Consider the following 18,367-nt stretch of genomic DNA (forward strand, 5'->3'; position numbering starts at 1 on the left):
TTGCGCCGCCGCCTCGGTCCGCTATGCGGACATCCGGGCGCGGCGGTACAGCACCGTGCCCGCACCCGCCAGCAGCAGGCCCACGCTCGCCGGAACCAGCAGGTCGAGCCCGCCCGCTCCGGTGTGTGCGAGCTGCGCGACGTTCTGTGTCTCGTGCGCGTTCGACACGTCTCGCGGTGCGGTTTTCGGGGGCTGGTTCTCGGTGGCCGGGGTGACCGGGGTGACCGGAGTACCGACCGGCGGCGTGACGACGTCCGGAACATTTCCGCAGTCGTTTCCGGAGGCGGGATTGAGCAGTCCGCCGATGGTGACGCTGTTCCCGCAGGCGTTCACGGGGATGTCGATGGGCACCGCGATGTTGTTGCCCGAAAGCACACCGGGCGAGCCGTTCGTAACCCCCTCGGCCCTTGCACCGCTCCCGGTGTCGCTCGTGACGGCCCGGTGCTTGCCGGTCGCCGCCCGGTGCGTCCGGGTCCGGTCGCCGGACACCTGACTGCCCGAGGCGTGGCGGCCCGAGGCAGCGCTTTGCGAAGCGTTTTTGCAGGTGTTTCCTGCGGCCGGGTTGAGCAGTCCCACGACGCTCACGGAGTTGCCGCATACGTTGACCGGTACGTCGACCGGGATCTGGACGGAATTCCCTGAAAGCACCCCCGGGGAATTCGATGCGCCGCCGGCCGCTCCCGCGTCGGCGTGCGCGTAACCGCCACTCAGCGCGAGCACGCCGCCCGCAGCCGCCATGGTGATCAGGCCTTTACGCGTGACCTGTCGCATAGGTTGTTTCCCGCCTTCTACCTTCCGGAATACCCCCGGACTTGACCGTGCGGGGGCCGATTACCCAGCGGCCCCGGAGTGCATGGCGTGCACTCCGGGGCCGACCGGATTCAAACCCTTACGGGTTGACGCACAACGTCAGGCACTGGTGCAGGTGTTGCCGAAGGTGGGGTTCAGCAGCCCGACCACGGAGATCGTGTTGCCACACACGTTCACCGGCACGTGCACGGGCGCCTGGATGACGTTGCCCGAGACCACACCGGGGCTGCCGACAGCGGCACCCTGGGCACCGGAATCCGCGACGGCCATGCCCGCACCCGCGAGCACCAGACCACCGGTGACAGCCGCAGCAGCGACGACCTTCTTGATCATTATTCCTCCTAGTTGGCAATGCGGTCCCAGCCGCGGACCGCATCACTTGTAACGAGGAAGAGGTAATTGGGCTACGAGCGTATGGTTCCTTTCACCCGTTCCGGTCAAATACGCACACGCTGGCGATTGTTGACGCGGAAAATCAACGGAAAAGCGGCAGAGACTCAGCAGTTGTCGATGAAACGGTCGAGCACCCGCACACCGAACTGCAGACCGTCCACGGGCACACGCTCGTCCACGCCGTGGAACATGCCTGCGAAGTCGAGCTCCGGCGGCAGCTTCAGCGGGGCGAACCCGAAGCAGCGGATACCGAGGTCGTCGAAGGACTTGGCGTCGGTACCGCCGGAAAGCATGTAAGGGACGGCGCGCGCAATCGGGTCCTCCGCCTTCAGGGCGACCTGCATCGCGTCCACGAGCGAACCGTCGAAGCTGGTCTCCAGCGCCTTGTCCCCGTGCACGTCCTCGCGCTTCACCCGCGGGCCGAGGATACGGTCCAGATCGGCCAGGAACTCGTCCTCGAAACCGGGCAGGAAGCGACCGTCGACATGGGCGGTGGCCTGGCCGGGGATCACGTTCACCTTGTAGCCGGCGCCGAGCATGGTGGGAGCGGCGGAGTTACGGAGCGTGGCGCCGATCATCTTGGCGATGCCGCCCAGCTTGGCCAGCGTGGCATCCATGTCCTCCGGGTCGAGCGGGGTGCCGAGCGCATCGGACAGCTCGTCGAGGAAGGACCGTACGGTCTTGGTCACCCGGACCGGCCACTTGTGCCGCCCCAGCCGTCCGACCGCCTCGCAGAGTTCGGTGATCGCGTTGTCGCCGTTGGTCATCGAGCCGTGGCCGGCGGTGCCGTCCACGGTGAGCCGCATCCAGTGCATGCCCTTCTCGGCCGTCTCGACGAGGTAGAGCCGCAGCTTCTCGTTCACCGTGAAGGAGAAGCCGCCGACCTCGCCGATCGCCTCGGTGACACCCTCGAAGAGGCCGGGGTGCTTGTCCACGAGATACCGCGCGCCGTACGTACCGCCCGCCTCCTCGTCCGCGAGGAAGGCCAGCACGATGTCGCGCGGGGGCTTGCGGCCACTGCGCATCCGGTCGCGGACCACCGCGAGGGTCATCGCGTCCATGTCCTTCATGTCGACCGCGCCACGGCCCCACACGCAGCCGTCCGCGACCTCGCCCGAGAACGGGTGGTGCGTCCAGTCGTGAGCATTGGCCGGAACCACATCGGTGTGACCGTGGATCAGCAGCGCGGGCCTGGACGGGTCCTCGCCCTCGATCCGCGCCACGGTCGAGGCCCGGCCCTTGTGGGACTCGAAGATCTGCGGCTCCAGCCCGACCTCGGCGAGCTTCTCCGCGACATACTCGGCGGCGACCCGCTCTCCCGGACCCGAGTGGTCCCCGTAGTTACTGGTGTCGATCCGGATCAGCTCACGACAGAGGTCCACGACCTCGTCCTCGCCCGAGACGGTCCGGGCCGTGTTGGTCTCGCTCACACTGCTTCCTTCCACTGTCACCGTGATGCTCCCCCTCATCCTCGCGCGCCCGGCCCGCACACCCAAGGCCCCCACCCCCCGTCATGCGCCCTTCACACTCCCCCTGGCGTGATCGAGCACCCCCGAATGTTTGCTATTGTTTTCCACGTCGGAACGGGCCGGGCCCGCGAGACAGACACCTTGTCCGGGTGGCGGAATGGCAGACGCGCTAGCTTGAGGTGCTAGTGCCCTTTATCGGGCGTGGGGGTTCAAGTCCCCCCTCGGACACAGAGAGAATGCCGATCAGGAGCGATCCTGGTCGGCATTCTGCGTTGTGCCCGCACGGCCGCACATGGGCCGGAGCAGGGTACACCCCTTGTTGAATCGGTTCATTCCTCGCTGACGTCCAGCAGCACGGAGGCCATCGCCTGGCGAGGAGTCCCATGAGCCGCACACACACGCCCACCCTGCCCTGGTACGAGGACATGGGTCCCGGATCACGCGTTGGCCGTACGGACCCGGGTGGCGCCGGCGGGGGTCGGCCAGGGCCTGCGTACCGTGTGCCGATGGACGGCCGACGGGGAGCGGCTGGGGCTGACCGTGTCCGTTGCGCCGGAGGGCGAGTGGCGGGTGCCGCTGCCCCGGCCGGGGATCCGGTTCGGGCTGCCTGCCGCGTACGGCGGGGCGCGTTGGTTCGGCGGCGGGCCCGGTGAGGCGTTCCCGGACACCCGGGCCGCCTCGGTGCCAGGGCGGTGGCAGATGTCCGTGGATGCGATGCAGACCTCGTACGTCCGGCCCCGGGAGAACGGCGCACGCGCCGATGTCCGGTGGGCGGAGCTGACGGACGACAGCGGGGTGGGGGTACGGGCCGAGGGGGGTGCACCCTTCTGGTTCACCGCGCGGCGGTGGACGAGCGAGCAGCTGGATGCGGCGGAGCACGTAACGGAGTTGCGGGTCGGCGAGACCGTCCGGGTCGATCCGGACCACGCGGTGCAGGGGATCGGTTCGCAGTCGTGCGGGCCGGGGGTGCTGCCGGAGTACCGGCCCGATGCGGAAGCCGCGGAGTTCTCGTTCCTGTTCTCGGCGACCGGCTGGTCTGCGGCGGCAGGAGGGGAGGGACTTCCTCAGTACGTGGTGCGGTACGGCGCACTGCGCGCCTGCCCCGGGCGACGACGTAGCATCAAGGCTTTGCGCGATCTTCGTACTTCACAAGGGGGAATGTGATGGGCAGCAGTCGCAGACGGCGGGGCGCACTCCTCGCCGTAACGGTCGCCGGGGCGGTGCTCGTCTCCGCCATCGGGCTGTGGGCGACGGACAGTTGGCCGTTCCGGGACAGCTACTGCTGGGGGGCGTGGGAGCAGAACAGTGGTCCGGCCTTCCTCGGTGACGACGGGCTCGACAAGTCCGGCTCCGAGCGGCGCGCCACCGAGTCCGCGCCACCCTCGGCCGGCCGTCACCACGCCAGTTGCACGGTCGCGGTGACCTCGACGGTTCCGGACGACGACTCGGACGAGCCGCTCACGTTCAAGGAGCAGGTCATCGTCGAGTACGGTCCGGTTCCCACCGGGGTCGAGGAACACCGCGCCTGGATAGCCCGGTATTTCGACGGGGCGGCCTCCCAACTGCCCGACGGGCTCGACGGGCTGGTCTCCGGCAACCGGGCGATGCTGGTCCTGCCCGACACCTGTGATGTGGACGGCAGGCCGTCCGCGGTGACGATCCGGAGCGAGAGCACCGGCGACGGCCATCTGGGCAAATTGGCCATGCCGTTCACGATCGGCAGCCGGTCCGAGGTCACCCGGCTGCTGCTGGATGCCGCCAACGCCGGTATGGGGAAGGCTGGTTGCGCACCGGACAAGCCCCTGCGCATGACGTCGCCCATCGTGACGGTCGCCGAGGACGACGAGAGCGCCCGGAGCCCGCTGTGCCGGATACCCGGTGTGACGCTCGAACTCGGCCGGAGCGCCCAGTACAAGGAACAGGTGGGGGTGGTCGGCGAGCGGCTCCAGACCTGTTCGGTGGTGTGGCGCGCGCCGCGGATGCCCGACGAGCCGGCGGCGCAGTACGTGATGGCGGGCGAGCCACGCCTGGTCGCGCTGTTCAAGGGGCTTCCCGAGGGTGCCGGCAACGGGCTCGTACGCACCGAGTGCAACGGACGGCAGACGGTGTTCTACGGAAACCTCCAGTCCGGTCTGAAGGGTGCGGGCCGGCCCGACGACCGGCAGGTGTTCACGAACTTCACCAAGTCCGTGAGCAAGCGCATCGGGTGCGGGGCCGGTGGGGTCGCGTGAACGGCGAAGAGACCGAAGGGAACGGGGCAGCGGCGGTGGACGGCGAGAAGACCACAGTTCCTCAGGAGTTGGAGCAGGAGCAGGAGCAGGAACAGGAACGGGAACAGGAGCAGGCGCACGAGTCACAGCCGGGCCCATCCCCGGAGCAGGAGCCCGCCCCCGCGCACACCCCCGTTCTGCGCCGCCTGTTCCGCAGCCGTACCGCTCGCGCCGTCACTGCCGCCGGGCTGGTCGGTGCTCTCCTCGGCGCCGGCGCGGTGGCCTGGCGGACGGACACGCTTCCGCTGCTCGGTTCCGCTCCTTGCTGGGACTCTCTCGATGACTCGACCATGTCGGACCTCTTCGGTGACCGCAGGACCGAGACCGAGGAGCAGTCCCTGCAGGCCAATCCGCGCGATGGCGAACCGTCGTACGGACAGTGCCGCATCACCAGCTACAAGGACGACAATCCCCGCCGCCAAGTGACCCTGCGGGTGCACCAGCTGGACGGTCTCCGGGGCACCGACGCACACGCGTGGCCGCAGGAGTTCCTCGCGGCCGGCATGGTGTCGCTCGGCGACGGACTGCCCGGGATGACCTCGTCGTCGCGCGCCTGGCTGGCGCTGCCGCAGAGCTGCACGGGACGGGACGATTTCACCGGTCCCACCGTGGTGGACATCGGCATGGGACGGGCCGGACTCGACATCGGGTCGGAGTACGACCGGGAGAACCGCGCCGCCCTGACCCGCGCCCTGGTGGAGGCGACCAATGGCGTCATCCGCGAATTCGGCTGCTCCGGCACCTATCGGATTCCTCGCACCCTGCCCGCCCTCGCGGACCGGCAGGACACGAAGACCAACGCCTTCTGCGGGGTCAAGGGCCTCTTCGTCCCCGCGGCGTACCGCAAGGCTCTGGAGCAGACTCGCGTCAGCGACGACGGCGGGCCCGCCCGGGTCTGCGAGTCCGATAATGGCTACTCCCCCGTCGTGCGGATGACCACGGTGACGGACCCGGCGCTGACCGAGATCTTCTCCGGGGACACACGCAAGGCCGGTCTGCCTCTCAAAGGCTCCAAGGGATTCGGCCGGCTCGACGGATCGCGGGGCGTCTACCGGGCGAGCTGCCAGACCGGGCCCGTGATCTTCATGGTGCAGCAGCTGGATCAGCCGACGGACAAGGGCGTCGACCTCACGCGTGAGCTGCTGCCCGGCTATGTCGCCGCCGAGGCCGAGCGCATCGGGTGCGGCCCGGAGAAGGTGACGCTGCCGAACGCCTGAGTGCGGGGGCAGGGCCCCGGTGGGCGGGCGGAACGGGCGATACTGTGCGGACACCCCAGCAGAAGATACAAGGAGCCCGCACCATGCTCACCGCTGTACCGGTCGGCGCACCCCGGTGAGGGGGCGTGCGAAGCCCCCGTCGGCGCCGTTGCCGCAGCGGGACGGGATCGATCCGGTCCGGCTGCGGCTCCCCGAGGATCCGGACGGCCGGTGGGCGACGGTACGCGATCATCTGCTGGCGCGGTTCGCGGGTGCGATCGGGGCGGCGCGGGTGGACGCCATGCTCGCCGAGGGCCGGTTCGTCTCCGTACAGGGCCCGGTCTCCGCCGACGAGCCGTACACCGCCGGCCGGTACATCTGGTTCCACCGGGATTTCGCGCCGGAGGAGCCGGTGCCGTTCCCGGTCGGTGTCGTCCACCGCGACGAGCACATCGTGATCGCGGACAAGCCGCACTTCCTGGCGACGACACCGCGCGGCCGGCACATCACCGAGACCGCGGTGGCCCGGCTGCGCCGCGAGCTGGACCTGCCCGAGCTGCAGCCCGCGCACCGGCTGGACCGGCTGACCGCGGGCCTCGTCCTCTTCGTCGTGCGGCCCGAGGAGCGGGGCGCGTACCAGACGATGTTCCGGGACCGCTCGGTGCTCAAGGAGTACGAGGCGGTGGCACCGTACGACCCCGGACTGGCCTTCCCGCGGACCGTACGCAGCCGCATCGTCAAGGAGCGCGGGGTCATCGCCGCCCGCGAGGAGCCGGGCGAGCCGAACAGCGAGAGCCGGATCGAGCTGCTGGAGCACCGGGAGGGTCTCGGCCGGTACCGGCTGCTGCCCGCCACCGGACGCACCCATCAGCTGCGGGTCCATATGAACAGCCTGGGGCTGCCGCTCGTCCACGACCCGGTCTACCCGGTGGTCCGGCCGGAGGGTGCGACCGACGACTGGTCGCACCCGCTCCAGCTCCTGGCCCGGGTGCTGGAGTTCACCGATCCGGTCACGGGCGGGCCGCGCCGCTTCGAGAGCGGGCTGCGGCTCTGCGCATGGCCCGGACCGGTGAGCCGCGGTTCTCAGTGACCGCGGGCGATCCACTCGTCCAGATGCGGGGCCTCCGCGCCAATGGTCGTGGAATCGCCGTGTCCGGTGCGGACGGTGGTCTCCGGCGGCAGGGCGAGCAGCCGGTCCCTGATCGACGCGACGATCGTCGGGAAGTGGGAGAAGGACCGCCCGGTGGCTCCGGGGCCGCCCTGGAAGAGCGTGTCACCCGTGAAGACGGTGGACAGCCCGGGGGCGTACAGGCAGACGGCGCCCGGGGCATGACCGGGGGTGTGCAGGACCTGGAGCGTCGTTCCGGCGATCTCCAGCTCCTGGCCGTCGGCCAGTTCGCCGTCCGGGGCGCGGTCCGGGTGGGTCCGGTTCCACAGCGGCAGGTCGTCGGGGTGCAGCAGGACCGGTGCGCCGGTGGCGTCGGCGAGGGCCGGGGCCGCGTCGATGTGGTCGTTGTGCGCGTGCGTGCAGACGATGGCGCGCAGCGTACGGCCGTTCAGCGCGGCCTCGATGGCGGTGGCGTCATGGGCGGCGTCGATGACGATCGCCTCGGTGTCGTCGCCGACGATCCAGACGTTGTTGTCGACGTCCCACTCCCCGCCGTCGAGGGCGAAGGTGCCGGAGGTGACGAGGTGGTCGATGCGGGCGGTCATCAGAAGACCACCACCGAGCGCAGCACGTCGCCTTCGTGCATCCGGGCGAAGGCCTGCTCGATGTCGCCGAGCCCGATGGTCTCGGTGACGAACGCGCCGAGGTCGATCCGGCCCTGCTGGTGCAGGTCGATGAGCATCGGGAAGTCGCGCGAGGGCAGGCAGTCGCCGTACCAGGAGGACTTGAGCGAGCCGCCGCGGCCGAAGACGTCGATGAGCGGCAGTTCCAGCTGCATCTGCGGGGTCGGGACGCCGACCAGGACGACGGTGCCTGCCAGGTCGCGGGCGTAGAAGGCCTGCTTGTACGTCTCCGGGCGGCCGACCGCCTCGATGACGACGTCCGCGCCGTTGCCGTCGGTCAGGGAGCGGATCGCCTCGACCGGGTCGGTTGAGCGGGAGTTGACGGTGTGCGTGGCGCCCATCGTCTTCGCCGTCTCCAGCTTGCGGTCGTCGATGTCCACGGCGATGATCTTCGCCGCGCCGGCCAGCCGCGCGCCCGCGATCGCCGCGTCGCCGACACCGCCGCAGCCGATCACGGCGACCGAGTCGCCGCGGCCGACCTGCCCGGTGTTGATGGCGGCACCGATGCCCGCCATCACGCCACAGCCGAGCAGCCCGGCGACGGCCGGAGAGACCTCCGGGTCGACCTTGGTGCACTGACCGGCGGCGACCAGGGTCTTCTCGGCGAACGCGCCGATACCGAGCGCCGGTGACAGCTCCGTGCCGTCGAGCAGCGTCATCTTCTGCTTGGCGTTGTGGGTGTTGAAGCAGTACCAGGGGCGGCCGCGCAGGCACGCACGACACTGCCCGCACACGGCACGCCAGTTGAGGATGACGAAGTCGCCGGGCTCGACATCCGTGACCCCCTCGCCGACGGACTCCACCACGCCCGAGGCCTCGTGGCCGAGCAGGAAGGGGAAGTCGTCGTTGATGCCGCCCTGCTTGTAGTGGAGATCGGTGTGGCAGACTCCGCACGCCTGGATCTTCACCACGGCCTCGCCGGGGCCCGGGTCCGGGATCACGATCGTCTCGACCCGTACCGGCTCGTTCTTCCCCGGTGCGATGACACCTTGCACCTGCTGCGACATACCGTGGTCTCCCTGTTTCCGTCATTTCGTGAAGATCGAACACGAACAACCGTACGCCCCGTGAGGGTGTCACGACGGCGCGCCGCGTTGGCGGGAAACCACTGCCGTCCATCCGGTGGCATGTACCGCTCACGGCGCCGGGCACGGTGGCCTCCACGGGCACGGCGGGCGACTCGGCTGGGTCGGCGGCCCGCGCGGGATCGTTCCGCGGGGGCCGCCGTATTGCCTCAGGCCTCGTGGACCCGCCTGCCGCCCACGTACGTCTGAAGGACGCGGGTGCGACCGATCTCCTCGGCCGGGCCCGCGTACGGGTCCCGGTCCAGGACCACCAGGTCGGCGAGGGTTCCGGGACGGATGCTTCCGGTGTCGTCCAGATGGTTCACATACGCCGAGCCCGCCGTGTACGCGGCGATGGCTGCGGTCAGGGAGATGCGCTGCTCCGGGAGGAAGACCGGCCCCTCGCTCCCGGGGGTCACCCGGTTGACCGCGGTGTGGATGCCGTGCAGCGGATCGGCGCTGCTGACCGGCCAGTCACTGCCTGCCGCGACGGTCGCGCCGGAGCGCAGCAGGGCACCGAACGGGTACTGCAGTGCGGCGCGTTCGGCGCCGAGGAAGGGGATGGTCAGCTCGTCCATCTGCGGTTCGTGCGCGGCCCAGAGCGGCTGGATGTTGGCCGTGGCGCCGAGTTCGCGGAACCGGGGGATGTCGTCGGGGTGGACGATCTGGAGGTGGGCGAGGTGGGGGCGGGTGTCGGTGCGGCCGTTGGCGGCGCGGGCCGCTTCGACGGCGTCGAGTGCCTCGCGCACGGCGCGGTCGCCGAGCGCGTGGAAGTGGACCTGGAAGCCGAGGGCGTCCAGTTCGGTGACGTGGCGCCGCAGCTCGACGGGGTCGACGAAGCTGGTGCCGCGGTTGGCGGTGGCGCAGCCGCAGCCGTCGAGGTAGGGGGCGAGCAGGGCGGCCGTGCCGGTTTCGGCGACGCCGTCCTGCATGATCTTCACCGAGTCGGCCCGGAAGCGTCCGCCGCTCAACTCCTTTCGCCTGGCCACGAGCTCGGGAATCTGTTCGGCGCCGCGCTCGCGGTCCCACCAGAGGGCACCGACGACCCGTGCGGTGAGCGAGCCGTCGCGGGCGGCGGTCAGATAGGCGTCGGCCGGGTCGTCCATGGAGCCGAATCCGCCGATGATGGCGTCCTGCCAGGCGGTGATCCCGTAGGAGTGGAGCAGCCGTTGGGCACGGAGCAGGGCGGTCAGCCGGTCGGCCGGGGTGGAGCGGGGGGTGTGGCGGGCGACCAGGTCCATGGCTCCCTCCTGGAGGAGCCCTGTGGGTTCGCCGCGGTCGTCGCGTTCGATGCGGCCGTCGGCCGGGTCGGGGGTGTACCGGGTGACACCGGCGAGCGTCAGGGCGCGGGTATTGACCCAGGCGCCGTGATGGTCGCGGTTGACCAGGTAGGCGGGGCGGTCGGGTACCACGGTGTCGAGCTGCCCCCTGGTGGGGGCGCCGCCGTCGAAGGCGTCCATGGACCAGCCGCCGCCGGTGATCCACTCCTGGTCGGGGTGGCTGTCGGCGTACGCGCGCACGGCGGCGAGCGTGTCCGTCGCCGTACGGACATCCGTGAGGTTGCACTGGGCGAGTTCGAGACCGGCTGCGACGGGGTGGATGTGCGCGTCCTGGAATCCGGGGACGAGCAACCGGCCGGCGAGGTCGACGACTTCGGTTCCGGGGCCGGTCAGTTCGCGCACCTCGTCGTGGCCGACGGCGGTGATGCGGCCGTCGGTGACGGCGACGGTGGTGGCGCGGCTGCGTGCAGCGTCCATGGTGAGAACCGGGCCGCCGGTGAGGACGAGATCGGCGGGGGCGTGGTGCATGGGGCTGTTCCGTTTCCGTGAGGGCTGTGCTCGGCGGGAGGCCGGCAAGGCTACGGTTGGTCAGGCTGTTTCGACCACCATGGGCTCGGCGGTGGCGACGGAGCGGCCGGTGGTGAAGTACGGCGACTTCCTCACCCACTTGGCCCAGGCCGCCGCGCCCACACCGGTCAGCAGCATGACCGCCGGACAGAACAGCATGAACCAGCCGTTGTCCGGGCTGATCTCGAAGTGGTCGGCGGAGGTGTAGAAGGACCAGCAGAGGTAGCCGCCGAGGCCGAGCAGCGCGGCGGCGCTGAGCACCGGGAGCACCACGGCCCGCAGGGCCTCGGACCGGCTCTCGCGCAGTGCCCCGCGAAAGCGCGCGGCGGCGGCCAGTGCGGTGAGCGCGTAGTACAGCGAGACGACGACACCGATCGCGTTGACGGAGGCCAGGATGAGGTCGCCGACCTTCGGGATGACGAGTGAGGCGACGGCGACGGCGGCGGCGACACAGCCGACCGCGATGGTTCCGGCCGCCGGTGTCCCGTAGCGCGGGCTGACCCTGGTCCAGAACGCGCCGAGCGTGCGGTCACGGCCCATCGCGAACATGCCGCGCACGGTGGGGATCACACCGGACTGGAGGGAAGCGATGGCGGAGAAGGTGAGGGCGACCAGCGGGAGTGCGGCGAGCGGCTGATGGGCGAGCCGGTCGCCGAAGTAGGTGAGTCCCTGGGCGCCATGACCGGTCAACTCATCCAGCGAGAGGACGCGTTGGAAGGCGAAGGAGCCGAGCAGGAAGAGACCGAGCATGGTGAAGAGGGTGATGAGTCCGGCCCGCGAGGCGTCCTGCGGATCGCGGATCTCCTCGGTGACGCTGAACGACGATTCGAAGCCCCAGTAGCAGAAGACCGAGAGCACAAGACCCTCGGCGAGTTGCTGTCCGGAGGGAATGGTGAACGGGTTGATCCAGTCGAGGCTGAACGGGTGCGGGCCGACGACCAGTCCGTATCCGCAGAAGCCGAGCAGGACGACGTACTCGAAGACGAGAAGGTATTTCTGCAGGTTGGCGGCGGACCGGATGCCGGTGATCGCGGTGAAGGTGACGGCGATCAGCACGACGATGCCCAGCACGGTCGACTGGGCGGTGGAGTCCGGGTCGAGGTGGAGCCCGGCGAGGGTGTGCAGCCCTCCCTCACCGGCGAGTTGGAGCAGGGCGGAGCCCGTGACGGTCGTGGTGTAGGACAGGAAGACGACCGTGGAGACGATGCCGATCCAGCCGACGAGGAAGCCGAGCCAGGGGCTGAGGGAACGGCCGACCCAGACATAGCCGCTGCCCATGTTCGGCTCGGCCTTGTTGAGCCGGGAGTACGCGCCGGCGATACCCAGGACGGGCAGGAACGCGAGCAGCATGACGATCGGCAGATGCAGGCCGACGGCGCTCGCGGTCACGCCCAGCCCGATACCGATGCTGGAGGTGGCGGCGGTGGAGGAGGCGGCGATGACGACGCCGTCCACGACACCGAGGCTCCTTTTCAGTGCCGCGGGTGCCGGTGGGTCACTGCCGTAGGGGATGGGTGAGTCCGTCACGGTGGCTCCTTCGCCGAGGGGCGCTCTTCGACCCCGATGGCGGCACATCGAACTCTCCGACGGGTTCACACGTCAACACTGTTGTCATAAAGTGCCGCCATGAGCGCGAGCGAGCGGGTGGTACCGGAGGGGGCGCGGCGCCGCAGGCGCCCCACCAAACAGGGCACGGTGCTGTCCGAGCAGCTGATCGTGGAGACGGCGTTGCGGCTGATCGGGGAGCACGGGGCGGCGGCGCTCACCGTACGCCGGCTCGGTGCGGCTCTCGGCTGCGATCCCAGCGCCCTTTACCGGTACTTCCGGGACACGGACGAACTACTGCTCGCGGTGGCCGACGAGTTGATCGGCCGTACGTTGCGCACCTGGCGGCCGACGGGTGACTGGCGGGCCGATCTGCGTACCCTCGGCCTGCGGATGCACGCGGACTATCTGGCGCACCCTCAGGCGGCGGCGCTGACCTGTGCCCGGGTGACCGGCCGGGCGCATGAGATCCGGTCGGTGGAGGCGATTCTCGGGGTGTTGCGCGGTGCGGGATTCCCGGATGCCGAGGCGGTGCGGATCTACCACGTCTTCGTGGACCAGACGCTGTCGTTCGCGGCGCTGGACGCGTCCACGCTGGTGCTGTCGGAGCAGGCCCGTGCGCAGGAGGTGCGGACCTGGCCACAGACGTACGCCCGGCTTCCGGCCGGTACCCATCCGAACATCGCGGCGACCGCGGGGGTGCTGGTCGCGGAGATGGACCGCAGCGGCTATCCCGCGGCGCTGGAGATGGTGCTGGCGGCGGCCGCGGCCCGGCTGCAGCACGTGCGCGTGTCGGCACCGTAGGGACGGGACCTCAGGGAGCGGGTTCGTACGCGCGACGGCGCGGCGGAACGGGCCTCGGAGCCTGTCGGGTGACCTCCGACCGGATAGCGGACGCGGTCTGGTGCGTGCGATTCCGAGGCGGAGGAGGGAGTCGACACGAAGGGGGTCCCCCCATGCCTTCAGCTATGGGGGAGTCGGTGACTGACGACAACGCGGGAAGCGTGCGTGCCAGGGCGTGGCCGCCCGGTCGGAGGTCACCCGACAGACTCTCAGGGTGCGAGCACGTCCAGCTCGTGCAGGGCGCCCACCGCGATCTCCTTCGTCAGCCGTTCCGCCGCCACCGTGTCGCCCTCGCGCACCGCTTCGGCGAGCCGGACATGGAGGGTGACCGCGGCCGGGTCGGGGTCCTCGAACATCACCTGGTGGTGGGTGCGGCCCGCCAGGACCTCGGCGACGACATCGCCGAGCCGCGCGAACATCTCGTTGCCGGAGGCGTTGAGCACGATCCGGTGGAACGCGATGTCGTGCTCCAGATAGCCCTCCAGCTGCTGGCCGCGCGAGGTGGCGACCATGCCGAGCGCGCACTCGGTGAGGGCCGCGCACTGCTCCGGGGTGGCGTTACGGGCGGCGAGGCCGGCCGCGACCGGCTCGATCGCTGAGCGGAGCACGGTCAGGGAGCGCAGCTGGCGCGGGCGGTCGGCGCCGGCCAGCCGCCACCGGATGACCTGCGGATCGTAGACATTCCATGCCTCGGTCGGCTGTACGGTCACGCCGACCCGGCGCCGGGACTCGACCAGGTGCATGGATTCGAGGACGCGGACCACTTCGCGCACGACCGTGCGCGAGACGTCGAAGCGCTGGGCCAGCTCGTCGGTACGCAGTACCTGCCCCGGCCGGTGCTCCCCCGCGGCAATCTCCAGACCCAGGGTGTCCAGCACATGTGTATGCAGCCCAGGGCCCTGTGTGGTCATGAGCACAGCCTACGGGGCGCCCTTCAGGAAGAAAAAGTACGACGTTTACGTCACAGCATCTTGAATAAGTCGTACGTATGGGTTTCAGTAGCGCGACGGACCGATGTCGAGGAAGACGTCGAAGAAGACAGCGAGGCACCACCAATGAGCACCCCCCACGTCGTCGTGGTGATGGGCGTTGCAGGGACCGGCAAGACCACGATCGGCCCCCTGCTCGCCGCCGAACTCGGCGTTCCGTACGCCGAGGGCGATGACTTCCATCCCGCGGCGAACATCGCCAAGATGTCGGCCGGTACCCCACTGGACGACTCCGACCGGTGGCCCTGGCTCGATGCGATCGGTCAGTGGGCGCACGGCCGGGCGGGGCTCGGCGGGGTGGTGAGCAGCTCGGCGCTCAAGCGGGTCTACCGGGACCGGCTGCGCGCCGAGGCCCCCGGTGCCGTCTTCCTCCATCTGACCGGCGACCGGGCTCTGATCGAGGAGCGCATGGCGGAGCGCAAGGGCCACTTCATGCCCACCGCTCTGCTCGACTCGCAGTTCGCCACCTTGCAGCCGCTGCAGGAGGACGAGGCCGGAGTCTCGGTCGATGTGTCCGGCACCCCCGTAGAAATCACCCAGCGAGCCGTCGCCGCGTTGCGCCGGCTCGATAGCTAAGGATCACCACCGTGACCAGTCTCAGCGTCGAGATGCTGGCAGCGGATGCCGTCGAACCGATCACTTCGGCAGGCAACGCGCAGTTGGGCATCGCAGTCCTGGCGGGCATCGCCGTCATCGTTCTGCTCATCACCAAGTTCAAGATGCACGCGTTTCTCGCGCTGACCATCGGCTCGCTGGCGCTCGGCTCGTTCGCCGGCGCCGCACCGGCCAAGACGATCGCCAGCTTCACCGCCGGCCTCGGCTCGACCGTCGCGGGTGTCGGTGTCCTCATCGCGCTCGGCGCCATTCTGGGCAAGCTGCTCGCCGACTCCGGCGGCGCGGACCAGATCGTCGACACGATCCTCGCGAAGGCGAGCGGGCGGGCCATGCCGTGGGCGATGGTCCTGATCGCCTCGATCATCGGTCTGCCGCTGTTCTTCGAGGTCGGGATCGTGCTGTTGATCCCGGTGGTGCTGCTCGTCGCCAAGCGCGGCAACTACTCCCTGATGCGGATCGGCATCCCGGCGCTGGCCGGACTCTCCGTGATGCACGGGCTGATTCCGCCGCACCCCGGCCCGCTGGTGGCGATCGACGCCCTCGGCGCCAACCTCGGTGTCACGCTCGCGCTGGGTGTGCTGGTCGCCATCCCGACCGTGATCATCGCGGGGCCGGTCTTCTCCCGCTACGCCGCGCGCTGGGTGGACATCAAGGCTCCGGAGAAGATGATTCCGCAGCGTCCTTCGGAGGAGCTGGACCGTCGGCCCAGCTTCGGCGCCACCCTGGCGACGATTCTGCTGCCCGTCGTGCTGATGCTGGTCAAGGCCCTGGTCGACATCGTCGTGGACGACCCGGAGCAGGGTGTCCAGCGGGTCACCGATGTGATCGGCTCGCCGCTGATCGCGCTGCTCGCGGCCGTCATAGTCGGCATGTTCACGCTGGGCCGGGCGGCCGGTTTCACCAAGGGCCGGCTCTCCACCACCGTCGAGAAGTCCCTCGCCCCGATCGCGGGTGTGCTGCTGATCGTGGGTGCGGGCGGCGGTTTCAAGCAGACCCTCATCGACGCCGGTGTGGGCCAGATGATCCTGGACTTCTCCAAGGACTGGTCGATACCGGCACTGCTGCTGGGCTGGCTGATCGCCGTCGCGATCCGGCTCGCGACCGGTTCGGCGACCGTGGCCACCATCTCGGCGGCCGGTCTGGTCGCCCCGCTGGCCACCGACATGTCGACGTCGCACGCCGCTCTGCTGGTCCTCGCCGTCGGCGCGGGCTCGCTCTTCTTCAGCCATGTCAATGACGCCGGGTTCTGGCTGGTGAAGGAGTACTTCGGCATGGACGTCGGCCAGACGGTGAAGACCTGGTCGGTGATGGAGACCATCATCTCCGTGGTCTCGCTGGCCTTCATCCTGCTGTTGTCGCTGGTCCTCTAGGACCTGTCCGGCGGATCGGGGCCGGACAGGGCGCGGCGTCTGCCGTGGTGCGTCGCAAGGCGCCGGAGCGTCCTGAGGTGGGGTCTCCCCTGCTCGAACGGAGTTGAGAGCTTGGGGAAGGAGCCATTCGGGCGTTCCGGCAACGCCGCGAGGTGCCGCGTCAGGCGTCGCGGCCCCGGCCCTGGTCCGCCGGAACAGGCCCCGGCGAGCGGCTGCCCGCACGGTCCTCCCCCCACAGCACATGCTGTGACCGTGCCCAATCGCGCTCGACCGACCCGGTGCGCATGCCACGGCGTGCCTCCGGGTCGGCGAGCGCCATTGCCATGTGCCCGGCCAGCACGATCCCGATCGCGAGCGCCAGCCAGTCGTGGACGAAGGTCGCGCTCGTGCGCCACATCAGCGGTGCGAGGCCGGTGAACCACATCAGCGCGCCGGTGCCGGTCATCACCAGCACCGCGCCCGCGACCCAGGCCGCGTACAGCTTCTGCCCGGCGTTGAACTTTCCGGCCGGACGCGCCTCGGGCCGGTGGTCGCGGCTCCATACGGCCCGCAGCCACTGGCGGTCGTGCGGCCCGAAGCGGTTGAGCCGGGACAGATCGGCGCGCAACGCCCGTGACAGCAGACCGACCAGGAACGGTACGGGGGTCAGCACCCCGGACCACTCGTGCACAGTGACCACCGGATGGCGACGGCCGACGAGCTCGGCGAGCTGGGGTACGTACAGACACGCCGCACTCGCCACGCACAGCAGCATCAGCGTGGCCGTGGTGCGGTGCACCCAGCGCTCCGCACCGCTGAAGCGCCGCACACGCTCCGCGGGGTCAGGTGGTGGGGGCGTCGCCGCGGCCGTTGGACCGGCCGACCCAGGCGTCGACGTCATAGCCGAGCTCCTCCCAGTAGCCGGGCCGCACGGAGTCGGTGACGGTGATCCCGGAGAGCCATTTCGCCGACTTGTAGAAGTACATCGGGGCCACATAGAGCCGGACCGGACCCCCGTGGGAGTGGGCCAGCGGCCGGTCCTGCATACGCAGCGCGACCAGCACATCGGCGCGGCGGGCCTGCGCGAGGGTGAGGCTCTCGCTGTAGGTGCCGTCGAAGCAGGTGAAGCGGACGGCCTTCGCCCCGGGCCGTACGCCCGCCGCGTCCAGCAGCGCCGAGAGGCGTACCCCCTCGAAGGGGGTCTCGGGCACCCGCCAGCCGGTGACGCACTGGACATCGCGGACCATGCGGGTCTGCGGCAATGCCTTCAGCGCGTCCAGGGTGTACGTGGCCGGGTGGTCGACCAGCCCGTCGACGGTCAGCCGGTAGTCGTCCGCGCCTTTCTCCGGTACGGACGAGGCGACGGAGTAGTAGCGGAAACCGCCGCCGTTGGGGAGCAGGCCGGTCAGGCCGGTGGGGTCCTTGTCGGCGACCGCGCCCAGCCCGGATTCCAGCGTGCGTTGCAGCACGGGCGCGGCGACGACTCCGGCGGCGCCGAGACCGAGCATGGCCAGGACGACACGGCGGCCCAGGGGCGTGCCTTCGGCGTCGGGAGGGCGACTGTTCACCCGACCATTCGAGCATCTGCGGACACAGGTCGCCAGGGGCCGCGGGCACCTGCCCGTACCCGATGTCAACTCTGCTCGATCCCCGCACAGTTGACGACCCGCGATCGGGTGCACGCCCCTGCGCCGCGCCCGGCCGGACATGTCAGACTTGGCGCCATGTCGAACCGTGAACCTCTCAAGCCCTTTCTGCTCACCTTCCCCGGCCCGCTGCGCGACCGGCTGGTGGGGGCGGTGCTCGCGGGTGCGAAGGTGTCGACGACCGGGCTGCTCGCGGAGTACGAGGCGGAGAAGGAGGAGCTGCCTCCGGTGGGTGAGCGGTCCGCGCTGATCGACTCGGACGGCCGGGAGGTCGCGGTGCTGGAGGTGACGGAGGTGCGGGTGCTGCGCCTCGGCGACATCGATCTTCAGCATGCGATCGACGAGGGCGAGGGCGACACCTCGGTGGCCGGGTGGCGCGCGGGTCACGAGAAGTTCTGGCACAGCCAGGAGATGCGGGAGGCGCTCGGCGACCCGGAGTTCACGGTCGACGACGACACCATGGTCGTCGCCGAACGGTTCCGGGTCGTCGAGCTGCTGGATCCCGTCGTGGGCGCGGCGGAACGGTAGGCGGGGTCCGCC

General features: G+C 70.1%; 17 protein-coding genes, 1 tRNA gene and 1 pseudogene. 9 read left to right on the top strand and 10 right to left on the bottom strand.

What is annotated here, in order from left to right; all coding sequences use genetic code 11:
- Nucleotides 1–21 precede the first annotated feature (21 nt).
- From ACIPEK_RS11390 to ACIPEK_RS11400, 3 genes are all read right to left on the bottom strand, one after another.
- On the bottom strand, nt 22–771 hold the full coding sequence (locus ACIPEK_RS11390) for a chaplin (RefSeq protein WP_401993724.1): 750 nt from the start codon (nt 769–771) through the stop codon (nt 22–24).
- Between the two features lie 138 nt (nt 772–909).
- The gene (chpH, locus tag ACIPEK_RS11395) at nt 910–1,143 is read right to left on the bottom strand and encodes a chaplin ChpH (protein WP_383072102.1); all 234 of its coding nucleotides are present in this window, start codon (nt 1,141–1,143) and stop codon (nt 910–912) included.
- 164 nt (nt 1,144–1,307) lie between these two features.
- Nucleotides 1,308–2,633: a M20/M25/M40 family metallo-hydrolase gene (locus ACIPEK_RS11400; RefSeq protein ID WP_401993727.1), complete on the bottom strand. Its 1,326-nt coding sequence runs from the start codon at nt 2,631–2,633 to the stop codon at nt 1,308–1,310.
- A gap of 182 nt (nt 2,634–2,815) precedes the next feature.
- Between ACIPEK_RS11400 and ACIPEK_RS11405 the strand changes: the two genes are divergently transcribed.
- The 5 genes and pseudogenes from ACIPEK_RS11405 (at nt 2,816) to ACIPEK_RS11425 (ending at nt 7,228) form a co-directional block, all read left to right on the top strand.
- Nucleotides 2,816–2,900, top strand: a tRNA-Leu gene (locus ACIPEK_RS11405).
- A gap of 207 nt (nt 2,901–3,107) precedes the next feature.
- Nucleotides 3,108–3,701, top strand: a pseudogene (locus tag ACIPEK_RS11410) (beta-galactosidase); the annotation flags it as partial.
- Nucleotides 3,702–3,835: 134 nt separating this feature from the next.
- Nucleotides 3,836–4,903 (top strand): hypothetical protein, encoded by a 1,068-nt coding sequence (locus ACIPEK_RS11415; RefSeq protein ID WP_401993730.1) that lies wholly within the window; start codon nt 3,836–3,838, stop codon nt 4,901–4,903.
- Nucleotides 4,900–6,159 (top strand): hypothetical protein, encoded by a 1,260-nt coding sequence (locus tag ACIPEK_RS11420; RefSeq protein ID WP_401993733.1) that lies wholly within the window; start codon nt 4,900–4,902, stop codon nt 6,157–6,159. The genes ACIPEK_RS11415 and ACIPEK_RS11420 overlap by 4 nt, the downstream gene beginning before the upstream one ends.
- A gap of 115 nt (nt 6,160–6,274) precedes the next feature.
- Complete coding sequence (locus tag ACIPEK_RS11425) at nt 6,275–7,228, top strand: RluA family pseudouridine synthase (RefSeq protein ID WP_401993736.1); 954 nt, start codon at nt 6,275–6,277, stop codon at nt 7,226–7,228.
- On the opposite strand, the gene ACIPEK_RS11430 is transcribed toward ACIPEK_RS11425, so the two are convergent.
- The 4 genes from ACIPEK_RS11430 to ACIPEK_RS11445 form a co-directional block, all read right to left on the bottom strand.
- Entirely contained in the window at nt 7,222–7,851 is a 630-nt protein-coding gene (locus ACIPEK_RS11430) for an MBL fold metallo-hydrolase (RefSeq protein WP_383072085.1), read from the bottom strand. The genes ACIPEK_RS11425 and ACIPEK_RS11430 overlap by 7 nt on opposite strands.
- Entirely contained in the window at nt 7,851–8,936 is a 1,086-nt protein-coding gene (locus ACIPEK_RS11435; protein ID WP_401993740.1) for an S-(hydroxymethyl)mycothiol dehydrogenase, read from the bottom strand. The genes ACIPEK_RS11430 and ACIPEK_RS11435 overlap by 1 nt, the downstream gene beginning before the upstream one ends.
- Before the next feature lie 227 nt (nt 8,937–9,163).
- The gene (locus ACIPEK_RS11440) at nt 9,164–10,801 is read right to left on the bottom strand and encodes an amidohydrolase (RefSeq protein ID WP_401993743.1); all 1,638 of its coding nucleotides are present in this window, start codon (nt 10,799–10,801) and stop codon (nt 9,164–9,166) included.
- A gap of 60 nt (nt 10,802–10,861) precedes the next feature.
- Nucleotides 10,862–12,415, bottom strand: coding sequence for an APC family permease (locus tag ACIPEK_RS11445; protein ID WP_401993746.1), 1,554 nt, complete (start codon nt 12,413–12,415; stop codon nt 10,862–10,864).
- Nucleotides 12,416–12,466: 51 nt separating this feature from the next.
- Here ACIPEK_RS11445 and ACIPEK_RS11450 point away from each other — a divergent pair, with 51 nt between their 5' ends.
- The gene (locus tag ACIPEK_RS11450; protein WP_401993749.1) at nt 12,467–13,189 is read left to right on the top strand and encodes a TetR/AcrR family transcriptional regulator; all 723 of its coding nucleotides are present in this window, start codon (nt 12,467–12,469) and stop codon (nt 13,187–13,189) included.
- A gap of 248 nt (nt 13,190–13,437) precedes the next feature.
- Here the strand turns inward: ACIPEK_RS11450 and ACIPEK_RS11455 are convergent, their stop codons facing one another.
- The gene (locus ACIPEK_RS11455; protein ID WP_189276251.1) at nt 13,438–14,139 is read right to left on the bottom strand and encodes a FadR/GntR family transcriptional regulator; all 702 of its coding nucleotides are present in this window, start codon (nt 14,137–14,139) and stop codon (nt 13,438–13,440) included.
- A 144-nt stretch (nt 14,140–14,283) separates the two neighbouring features.
- Here ACIPEK_RS11455 and ACIPEK_RS11460 point away from each other — a divergent pair, with 144 nt between their 5' ends.
- Together ACIPEK_RS11460 and ACIPEK_RS11465 are read left to right on the top strand one after the other, a co-directional pair.
- Nucleotides 14,284–14,793 carry a gluconokinase gene (locus tag ACIPEK_RS11460; protein ID WP_383072262.1) on the top strand — a complete coding sequence of 170 codons (510 nt, stop codon included), beginning with the start codon at nt 14,284–14,286 and terminating at the stop codon, nt 14,791–14,793.
- Nucleotides 14,794–14,804: 11 nt separating this feature from the next.
- Nucleotides 14,805–16,202, top strand: coding sequence for a GntP family permease (locus ACIPEK_RS11465; RefSeq protein ID WP_401993754.1), 1,398 nt, complete (start codon nt 14,805–14,807; stop codon nt 16,200–16,202).
- 160 nt (nt 16,203–16,362) lie between these two features.
- Here ACIPEK_RS11465 and ACIPEK_RS11470 read toward each other — a convergent pair whose 3' ends face one another.
- Together ACIPEK_RS11470 and ACIPEK_RS11475 are read right to left on the bottom strand one after the other, a co-directional pair.
- On the bottom strand, nt 16,363–17,082 hold the full coding sequence (locus ACIPEK_RS11470; RefSeq protein ID WP_401993757.1) for a cytochrome b/b6 domain-containing protein: 720 nt from the start codon (nt 17,080–17,082) through the stop codon (nt 16,363–16,365).
- Nucleotides 17,024–17,689 (bottom strand): molybdopterin-dependent oxidoreductase, encoded by a 666-nt coding sequence (locus ACIPEK_RS11475; protein ID WP_401994058.1) that lies wholly within the window; start codon nt 17,687–17,689, stop codon nt 17,024–17,026. The genes ACIPEK_RS11470 and ACIPEK_RS11475 overlap by 59 nt, the downstream gene beginning before the upstream one ends.
- Nucleotides 17,690–17,905: 216 nt before the next feature.
- Between ACIPEK_RS11475 and ACIPEK_RS11480 the strand changes: the two genes are divergently transcribed.
- A complete protein-coding gene (locus ACIPEK_RS11480) occupies nt 17,906–18,355 on the top strand; it encodes an ASCH domain-containing protein (protein ID WP_401993760.1) in 450 nt (149 codons plus the stop codon).
- The last annotated feature ends 12 nt before the right edge of the window (nt 18,356–18,367 follow it).

This window comes from Streptomyces sp. NPDC088246 (assembly GCF_044741025.1).
GTDB lineage: Bacteria > Actinomycetota > Actinomycetes > Streptomycetales > Streptomycetaceae > Streptomyces.